This window comes from Clostridium sp. UBA6640, from assembly GCF_002455975.1.
In the GTDB taxonomy this organism is placed as follows: Bacteria; Bacillota; Clostridia; order Clostridiales; family Clostridiaceae; genus Clostridium_J.
Genome location: NZ_DKLM01000097.1, coordinates 1 through 9,215, shown reverse-complemented (window position 1 = coordinate 9,215; position 9,215 = coordinate 1). Strand labels below are relative to the sequence as shown.

The 9,215-nt window shown below is 28.8% G+C and carries 6 protein-coding genes and 1 pseudogene; 3 read left to right on the top strand and 4 right to left on the bottom strand.

The features are described 5' to 3' along the window. Window positions 1–333: 333 nt before the first annotated feature. A complete protein-coding gene (locus tag B2W91_RS10680; protein ID WP_291580652.1) occupies window positions 334–882 on the bottom strand; it encodes a manganese efflux pump MntP family protein in 549 nt (182 codons plus the stop codon). A 149-nt stretch (window positions 883–1,031) separates the two neighbouring features. Here B2W91_RS10680 and B2W91_RS10675 point away from each other — a divergent pair, with 149 nt between their 5' ends. From B2W91_RS10675 to B2W91_RS10665, 3 genes are all read left to right on the top strand, one after another. Then, window positions 1,032–1,970, top strand: a complete 939-nt coding sequence (locus B2W91_RS10675; protein WP_291580650.1) for a magnesium transporter CorA family protein — start codon at window positions 1,032–1,034, stop codon at window positions 1,968–1,970. Between the two features lie 599 nt (window positions 1,971–2,569). Then, window positions 2,570–3,064: a DUF4397 domain-containing protein gene (locus tag B2W91_RS10670; protein ID WP_291580648.1), complete on the top strand. Its 495-nt coding sequence runs from the start codon at window positions 2,570–2,572 to the stop codon at window positions 3,062–3,064. 35 nt (window positions 3,065–3,099) lie between these two features. After that, a complete protein-coding gene (locus tag B2W91_RS10665; protein WP_291580646.1) occupies window positions 3,100–3,315 on the top strand; it encodes a hypothetical protein in 216 nt (71 codons plus the stop codon). Between the two features lie 189 nt (window positions 3,316–3,504). On the opposite strand, the gene B2W91_RS10660 is transcribed toward B2W91_RS10665, so the two are convergent. The 3 genes and pseudogenes from B2W91_RS10660 to B2W91_RS21045 form a co-directional block, all read right to left on the bottom strand. Next, window positions 3,505–5,535: an ABC transporter ATP-binding protein gene (locus tag B2W91_RS10660; RefSeq protein WP_291580644.1), complete on the bottom strand. Its 2,031-nt coding sequence runs from the start codon at window positions 5,533–5,535 to the stop codon at window positions 3,505–3,507. 2 nt (window positions 5,536–5,537) lie between these two features. Then, a complete protein-coding gene (locus B2W91_RS10655) occupies window positions 5,538–7,286 on the bottom strand; it encodes an ABC transporter ATP-binding protein (protein WP_291580643.1) in 1,749 nt (582 codons plus the stop codon). A gap of 220 nt (window positions 7,287–7,506) precedes the next feature. Continuing rightward, a pseudogene (locus B2W91_RS21045) lies at window positions 7,507–8,855 on the bottom strand (group II intron reverse transcriptase/maturase). Between the last annotated feature and the right edge of the window lie 360 nt (window positions 8,856–9,215).

Sequence of the window (9,215 nt, the reverse complement as noted above, 5' to 3'; positions counted from 1 at the left end):
TAAATTTTTATTAAGGAACCCTATATTACAATAATCTACGTAAGCATTAAGTATTAAGATATTCTTTTTTATGTAAAATAGATTATATTAATCTATAAATTACAATATTTCTATAATAACATAAATACTTAATTAAGTACTATAATCTATTTTAATAAAAAGAAAAATATATGTTATTTTTCTTCTCTTTCACGTATTTAATACTTTCTTAAAATTTTTAAGACAGTATTAAATAAAATAGCTCACACAATTATGTCACTTTTCTTAATTTAAAAATAAGTTTTTGACGGATTTTTGACGCTTCAAAATGGAATCTTGATTATTCGAGGGTTACTATAAAAACATCATCTTCAGCCCAAATAAAATTAATATTATTCCACCTATATAATCTGCATACTTACTGATTACTTCTATTTTACTCAAATGCTTAGAAATTATAAACGCTATTGTACACATAACTAATGTTACTAATCCTATTATTAATGTATACGTAAGCAGTTTGGTAACATCTGTTCCATATAAGGTTGCAAATCCTACAACCATTGCATCTATACTTACAGATATACCCAACAAAAAATACATTTTAATATTTAATAATGGACTATGTCCTTCATTTTCCATTCCTTCTTTTATCATCATTACTCCTACTACAGATATTATCATTCCTCCTATAATAGAAGGTACTGATGCTATATTTTCTGAAAAAAGCTTTCCAGAAAATCCACCTAAAAAGGATAGCAAGAATTGAAAGAATCCGAAGGAAATGGAAAAAAACACCTTGTTTCTTATTGTAGCTTTTTCATTTAACCCTATACATAATGCCACTCCAGAAGCATCTAAAGATACTGCCATTGCAACCCACATAACTTGACCAATATTCATGTTAGCCTCCAAATAATATTAATAAAAGCTTGTATACTTATATATATATTTACTACAATACTAATATTATGATTTATTGTTATGTAATTGTAAATAATTCAATAAAAGTATATAATTTTCTTATGGCTTTACAAAAATGAGGTGATAACTTGATTTCAATTTATAAAAGTAATTTAGAAGGCGAAGTTGAAAATATTGATTCAATTGAAAATGGTAGTTGGATTAATATGGTTTCCCCTTCTGAGGAAGAATCATTATTAGTATCACAGAAACTTAACATTCCCTTAGATTTTATAAAATCAGCCTTAGATGAAGAAGAGCGTTCTCGTATTGAAATAGAGGAGAGCTGCACCTTAGTAATTGTAGATATACCATTTACAGATATAGATGATAATTCACTAACCTATGATACATACCCATTAGCCATAATTCACACTGAAAATAATATAATTACTGTTTGTCTTAAAAATAGTAAAATTATTTCTGATTTTATTAAAGGTAAAATTTCTTCTTTTTATTCTTTTAAACGTTCTAGATTTATGCTTCAAATATTATTTAGAGTGGCAAGTTATTTTTTACTATACTTAAGACAAATAAATAAAAAAAGTATATTAGTTGAAAAAAGCCTCTATAAATCTATGAGAAATAGAGAATTAATTCAATTATTAGCACTTCAAAAATCTTTAGTGTATTTTTCAACCTCGCTAAAATCTAATGAGATTACATTGGAAAAATTAATGAAACTAGAAATGGTTCAAAAGTATGAGGAAGATAAAGATGTGTTAGAAGATGTAATCATAGAAACTAGACAGGCAATTGAAATGTGTAATATATATAGTGATGTTTTAAGTGGTACTATGGATGCTTTTGCATCTATAATTTCTAACAATCAAAATATGGTTATGAAGTATTTAACCTCAGTTACCATAGTATTGTCCATTCCTACACTAATTTCTGGAATGCTTGGAATGAATGTAGGCGGTGTGCCTTTTGGAGAAAATGGTAGTGGTTTCTTAATTGTAGGAGCAATCATTGCCGCTATTACAATAGTAGTAGCTATAATATTAAATAAAAAAGATATGTTTTAAAGCTGTGCCATTTAGGTGTAGCTTTTTTTATTTTATATTTCCAATATAATATCATATTAAATAAACATTAAATCATTCAATGTTTATCTCTTCTTTTTTTAAAAATAGACAATATTATTAATATTAATGATATCAATAATGATATAAAAGTATACTCATTATTACTTAAAATCATACCTATCGACATAACTATTGAAAATATAATTGCTATTTTTAGAAAAAAATCTATCAAATCAATCATCATAATCTCCATTTTATAAAGTCTATATCTAAACTATAATCATATTATAAACCATTTGCTTGTTAATAATAACATAATTATACCATGACCTTTAATTATAAGTATTATGTACTATACAATACTTCCCAGATAGGTTTTATAATATTAATTCTCTACTATTATAATGTGTTAATCATTAAATTTAATTCTTCATATAAAAGTATTTAGCTAAATTTTTGATAAGCTTTTAATAAAAAATAATAAAAATTAGAGAATCTTATAAAATATAAAATTAATATTATATTTTTTAGAAATAATATCACCAAATTCCAATTTACCCATATACTAATTTTAGAAATACTAAATAAAGAGGTTGAATATGTATTATCACAGGAATATGAATACCAGAATTGATATGGATAATATGAATAATATAAATGATGCGAATAACATGGATAACATAACTAATATTAGCAATATGAATGACATAAGCAACATGGATACTGCGACTAATATACCCAATATGAAAAACATTAGCAGTATGGGTAGCATGGGTAGTATGATTACCTATGTTAGATTACTTCATGCATCACCTAATGCGCATACTGTAGATGTATATATAAATGATAAGCTTTTAGTAAGAAATTTTAACTACAGAGAATTTACTGATTATTTTAAATTAATGCCTGGAACATATAATATAAAAGTTTATAAATCTACTAATGGTAAAAATTTATTATACAATAAGAATTTAACTATTCCTGGAAATACCATTTTTACTATAGCGGCTATTGGAACTCTTCCTGAAAGTTTTGAATTATTTCCTATAGAAGAAAAATATGCTGGAGTAAATACTAGAAACAAANNGATCTAACTATTCCTGTAGGAAAGGTATTATTTGGAAATATAATGTATAAAGATATAACAGATTATATTGAACTGACACCTACAATATACACCTTTGAAATAACATATCCAAATACTAATACAAATATATTATATATACCTAATATAAGGCTTCGTGGTGGTAGATTCTATACTATTTATGCTATAGGACTTGTAGGAGAGGAACCTGCACCACAAGTATTAATACCGCTAGATGGTCTTACATATTTAAAACATTAATTTAAATATGTAATTTATTTAAATGAATTTTGCAAGTATCTTTCAAGCTGTAAATTGCAGTTTGAATGTTTCCCCCATAAAACTTATTTATAATTAGATGGGCTAGCAAAAATTGCTAGCCATTTTTTATTATTTAGCTAATGTTCTCCTAAGATTAATTTTGAATAAAAGAAATAAGTTTTATAGTTATTAATGCCGTGCATATTGAAGCTTATATAAGTTGCTATATAAGCCTCCTTTTACAAGAAGCTCTTCGTGATTTCCAACTTCTCTGATTTTTCCCTTATGAAGTACTATAATCTTATCTGCATTTTTAATTGTTGAAAGTCTATGAGCAACAATTATGGTTGTTCTTCCTTCTGTCAATTTTCCTAATGCATCTTGAATCAGACTCTCTGTTTCTGTATCTATATTTGCAGTTGCCTCATCCAGAACTAATATAGGTGGATCAAAAGCTAATGCTCTAGCAAAAGCAACCAGTTGACGTTCTCCCTGGGAAAAAGTAGAACCTCTTTCATTTACAGGAGCATCATATTTTTCTGGAAGTTTTTCTATAAATATATTAGCATTAACATATTTACATGCTCTTATAACTTCTTCATCACTAATATTATCATTATTCAATCTAACATTACTCTTAATGTCACCAGCAAATAAGAATACATCCTGTAATACTGTTGCTAAATTTCTTCTCAACTCTTCTTTTCTCATAGTTTTTATATTTACACCATCAATTAATATTTCACCTTTTTGAATATCATATAATCGACTTATTAAGCTTATTATTGATGTTTTTCCTGCCCCAGTAGCACCTACAAAGGCAATAGTTTCTCCTATATTTATTTTAAAACTTACATCTCTAAGCACCCAATCTTCATTATTATAGGCGAACCAAACGTTCTTAAATTCTATTTCCCCTTTAAATCTCTGTATTTCTACTGGATTTTCAGGATTTTTAATTGTGGTATCAGTATCTAAAAGCATAAATATTCTTTCAGATGATGCCATAGCAGACTGCATAATATCAAATTTCTCAGAAAGGTCAAAAATTGGTTGAAAAAATTGTTGAATATAGCTGACAAAAGCATATAGTACTCCTATATGAATGTCAGTATTAAGCACTGCTTTTCCTCCTGCCCAAATTAATATAGCTAATGCTATTTGATATATAAAATCCATAACTGGTCTGAATATAGCAAATACTTTAATCTGTTCCATTGCAGCTTCAGAATAAGAAGTATTTATATTATCGAATTCCTTATACTTTTTATCTTCTTTACTATAAATCTGAACTATTTTCATCCCATTTATATTTTCAGCTAACGATGAGTTTATTCTTGAAAGTCTAGATCTAACCTTTCTATAGGCCTCTCTATCATATTTTTTAAATATATATGATACTAATATAATTAATGGCAATGTAACTATTGTTATTAATGCTAACTTTACATCTAATAAAAACATAGCAATTATTATTCCTGTAATTAGGAAAAAATCTTTAAATAAATATACTAATACTGAAGTATACATTTCATTTAAAGTTTCTACATCATTAGTAACCCTTGTAACTAATCTCCCTACAGGATTTTTATCAAAAAATGATAGTGATAGTCCTTCTACATGCCTAAACACGGTATCCCTTATATTATATACAATTTTTTGACCTGTATATTGCAATATGAAGATTTGAATATAATTTAATATAAATATTAATATTGAAATAACTAATATATATATCGCCTTTCTACCTACGGATGAAAGATTACCACTTCGTAAAATTTTAACTTCTTCCTTAGAAATCTTATAGGCTGAATAAATATTTTCTCCTTGTATTAATCTTTCTCCATCTATAGTATATGGACCATTTTCCTTTACCTCTCCATCTATTACATAGACTTTTTTATCATTGTATACTAAGGAAGCTCTTCTACCTTCTAGTGAATCACTATTAATTACATAAAAGCCATCTTTTAATTTTATACTATTATTTACTGCTTTTTCTGTAATTATATAAGATGATTTACTTGGATTTATATCATTATCTATAGTACTTTTAATAATATATGGTCTTAGTAGATCTAAGCAAGTTGCTATAAACATTATTACTATAACACCTAATATATGAAGTTTATATGGCTTTGCAAATTTAAGGAGTCTTCTCATGAGCTTTGAGTCATACTGTTTCATCAAGCTTTCTTCTTCTAAATTAAAATTTTCCATGCTTATACCTCCTCCGCCATAATTGCTTGTTCAATTTGTTGCTTTTCATAAATATCCTTATAAATGCCTTCTTGATTTTTAAGTTCATCATGCTTGCCTCTTTGCACAATTTCACCTTCATCTAATACAACAATTTGATCTGCTTCTTTAACCGCTGAAATTCTATGAGAAATTATTATAGATGTTTTATTTTTCATTATCTCATTAAGATTCTCTAATATTTTTACCTCAGTTTTAGCATCAACTGCTGACAGGCAATCATCTAATATTAAAAGTTCAGGATTTTTAATTAGTGCCCTAGAAATAGAAATACGTTGTTTTTGTCCTCCTGATAAAGTTACACCTCTTTCCCCTACCATTGTTTTAAACTCTTCTGGAAAATCTATAATATTCTCATATATATCTGCATTCTTAGTAGCTTCATAAACCTGATCCATATCTAACTCATCAAATGCCAAATTCACATTTTCTGCAATAGTGGTAGAAAATAAAAATGGATCTTGAGATACAAAACCTATATTATGCCTTAAAGTATTTAATGGAATTCTATTTATATCTTCACCTGCGATAAATATTTTTCCATTAGGTATATTATAAAGTCTCAGCAAAAGATGAACCAATGTACTTTTGCTACTTCCCGTACGTCCTACAATTCCTAGTGTCTCTCCTTCTTTTATGTTAACACTTATATTCTTAAGTGCAGCCTGGGTAGCTTTAGGGTAAATAAAGGTCAAGTCTTTAATTACTATATCCCCTTTAATTGACTCAACCTCATGAACATATTTATCAATAATTTCAGGTTTTTGATTTAATATTTCCTCAACTCTTTCTAAGGATGCAAAACCTCTTTGAAGTACATTAATTACCCATCCAACTGCCATCATTGGCCACACTAAATTTCCTAAATACATATTAAAGGCTACAAATTCACCTAAGGATATGTCCCCGAGAATAACAAATCCCCCTCCTACTGCAACTAATACCACAAAACTTAACGAAGAAATAAGTTCTATCAGTGGAGAAAATATACCCCATATCCTTATAAAATCCATATTTGCTTCAAAATTATTTTGATTTTCCTTAGCAAATCTTTCAAATTCTTTTTCTTCTTGCACAAAAGACTTAATAATTCTAATTCCCGAGAAGTTTTCTTGAACTAAATCAGTAAGCTTTGAAAAGCATTTTTGAACTCTCATAAATTTTTTGTGAATTTTTTTACCAAATTTTCGTGATATAAGCGCAACAAAAGGTAATGGAACCAGTGCTAATAAAGTTAATTTTACATTTATACTTAACATTATAAGTAAAGTAGCTATAGTTAGTACTAAAGCATCAAAAAACATTATAACACCTTGTCCTAGTGCCATTCTTATAGAATTTAAGTCATTGGTGGCTAGTGCCATTAGATCCCCTGTCTTATTTTCATTATAAAAATTTGTTGAAAGCTCCTGTAAATGCTTAAAGAACTTACTCCTAATATCATACTCTATCATTCTAGAGGTACCATTAATATAAATTCTCCACATAAAACGGCCTATAGACATAGCCACAGCTATTATCATCATATAGAGAATTGCTTTAGTAATTGTACTAGTAGTAGCATTTCCTTGTGCTAAACTGTCTGTTAGTCCTCCTAAAATTTTAGGTGGAATAAGCTGAGCAATATCCACCACAATTAAAAAAAGAATACCTATAAAATATCTTCTTTTGTATTTCATTGTGTATTTTAGTAGTGACTTTAGTTTTCTCATTAATTTGCCCCCTTTCAATTAAATATTTAAATATAGTTTAAATATTTAGAATTTTCTATAAACCCCATAATATTATGCTATAATATTTTTTTATAGTTTTCAATAACTTATTTCTCATAACACTCAAATAATTCAATCGAGTAGGAGCTGAATAATTATTTTATTCAGCGACCTCTCACACCACCGTGCGTACCGTTCGGTACAGGTTGGTTCAATAGAATTAATGTACTAATGAATATATTTCAGATATAGAGATTAAGCCTATTTCTTTGAGGTATTTATTAGTTAAGTATCTAGATAATATAGGGCTTTTGGATATTCTCCAATAACCTTTTCTTGTGCTAGCATATTCCCATGCTTTATTATTGAGAATTCCTAATTTTACAAGATTATCATGTTTTGTTTTAATCTTCTTCCATTGTTTCCAAAAACACATTCTTACTCTTCGCCTTAACCATTCATCAAGTGCTCTAAGAATATTTCTTATATCAGCGATAGCGAAATAGTTTATCCATCCCACTATTGCTTGTTTTAATTTTAGAAGCCTATATTCCATATTCATTGCATTACTCCTTGAAGTTAGCTTCTTAAGTTTTGTTTTAAATTTGTTTAAAGACTTCTTATGAACTCTTATTCTGTATTCACCTTTACCTCTGTAAAAAGAAAATCCTAGAAATTTAAGCTTCCAAGGTCTATCTACTGTACTTTTCTCTTTATTTACTTTGAGTTTTAACTTCTCTTCAATAAACTTCGTGATGCTCTTCATTACTCTACTAGCAGCTTTGTTAGTTCTACATCAAGTTCATGTAGCATTATGTTGCTTAATAATGGGGATAATGGTCCACCTTGTGGTGCTCCTTCTTCTGTTCCCATAACCACACCATTTATCATTACACCACTTTGCAGATATTTTCGTATTAGAGAAATTACTCTACCATCTTTTATATCGTTAGATAGCAGTCTTATTAGCTTATCATGGTTTATTGTGTCAAAGTATTTTGCAAGGTCTATATCTACTGCCCAAGTATATCCTGCATTAATATATTGTCTGCATTTTTCAACAGCTTGCTTCGCACTTCTTAATGGTCTAAAGCCATAACTGTTATTTAAAAATTTACCTTCGTATATAGGCATTAGAATTTGAGCAATAGCTTGTTGAATAACTCTATCTACTACAGTGGGTATTCCTAGTAATCTCTTCCCGCCGTCAGGCTTAGGTATTTCTACTCTCCTTACAGGTTGGGGTTTATATCTACCTTCTAGTAATGACTGCCTTAATTCCTATCCATGTTCTTTTAGGTATTGTAGAAGTTCATCTACTGTCATACCATCAATACCATGACTTCCCTTATTGGCTTTTACTCTTTTATAAGCATTGTTCATATTATCCTTAGATAATATTCGCTCTAGTAAATCACTACCGTATTCATTGACATCGTTTCTTCCTTCTTTATACATGGAAGAAATACTGGGCACTTCTATATTAGCTTTGAGTTCCACTCTATTTTCATATAGATAGTCTTCCTTATGAAGTTGTCTGCTTTTATCATATTTCTTCGTATCTTTCAAAATTCTGAAACCTCCTATTGTTCAGTCCTTCCCACGCTAACGCGTTTAACGTAGTACTATGACCTCTGCTGACTTCTGATAGTTCAGGCATACATCACTGTATGGGTTGTTATTTCTAAATTCATATCCATAACTTATCTATCAGACCTCCCCAGGTAAGAACGCTTACTTTCACTCCATATATCTGCTACATTTACACCGCCTGTTTCGGATAGTTTAGGGCTTTGTTTTGTCTTGCAAACTCACCCACAAGCACATGCCTTATATGTAGTTTCTGTTCGTCAGACCAGAGTTTTGCCGCCGACTTCCTTCAGATTCCACCTCACGATGGACACCCTTGTCTTAAGCTAACGGTTGGCA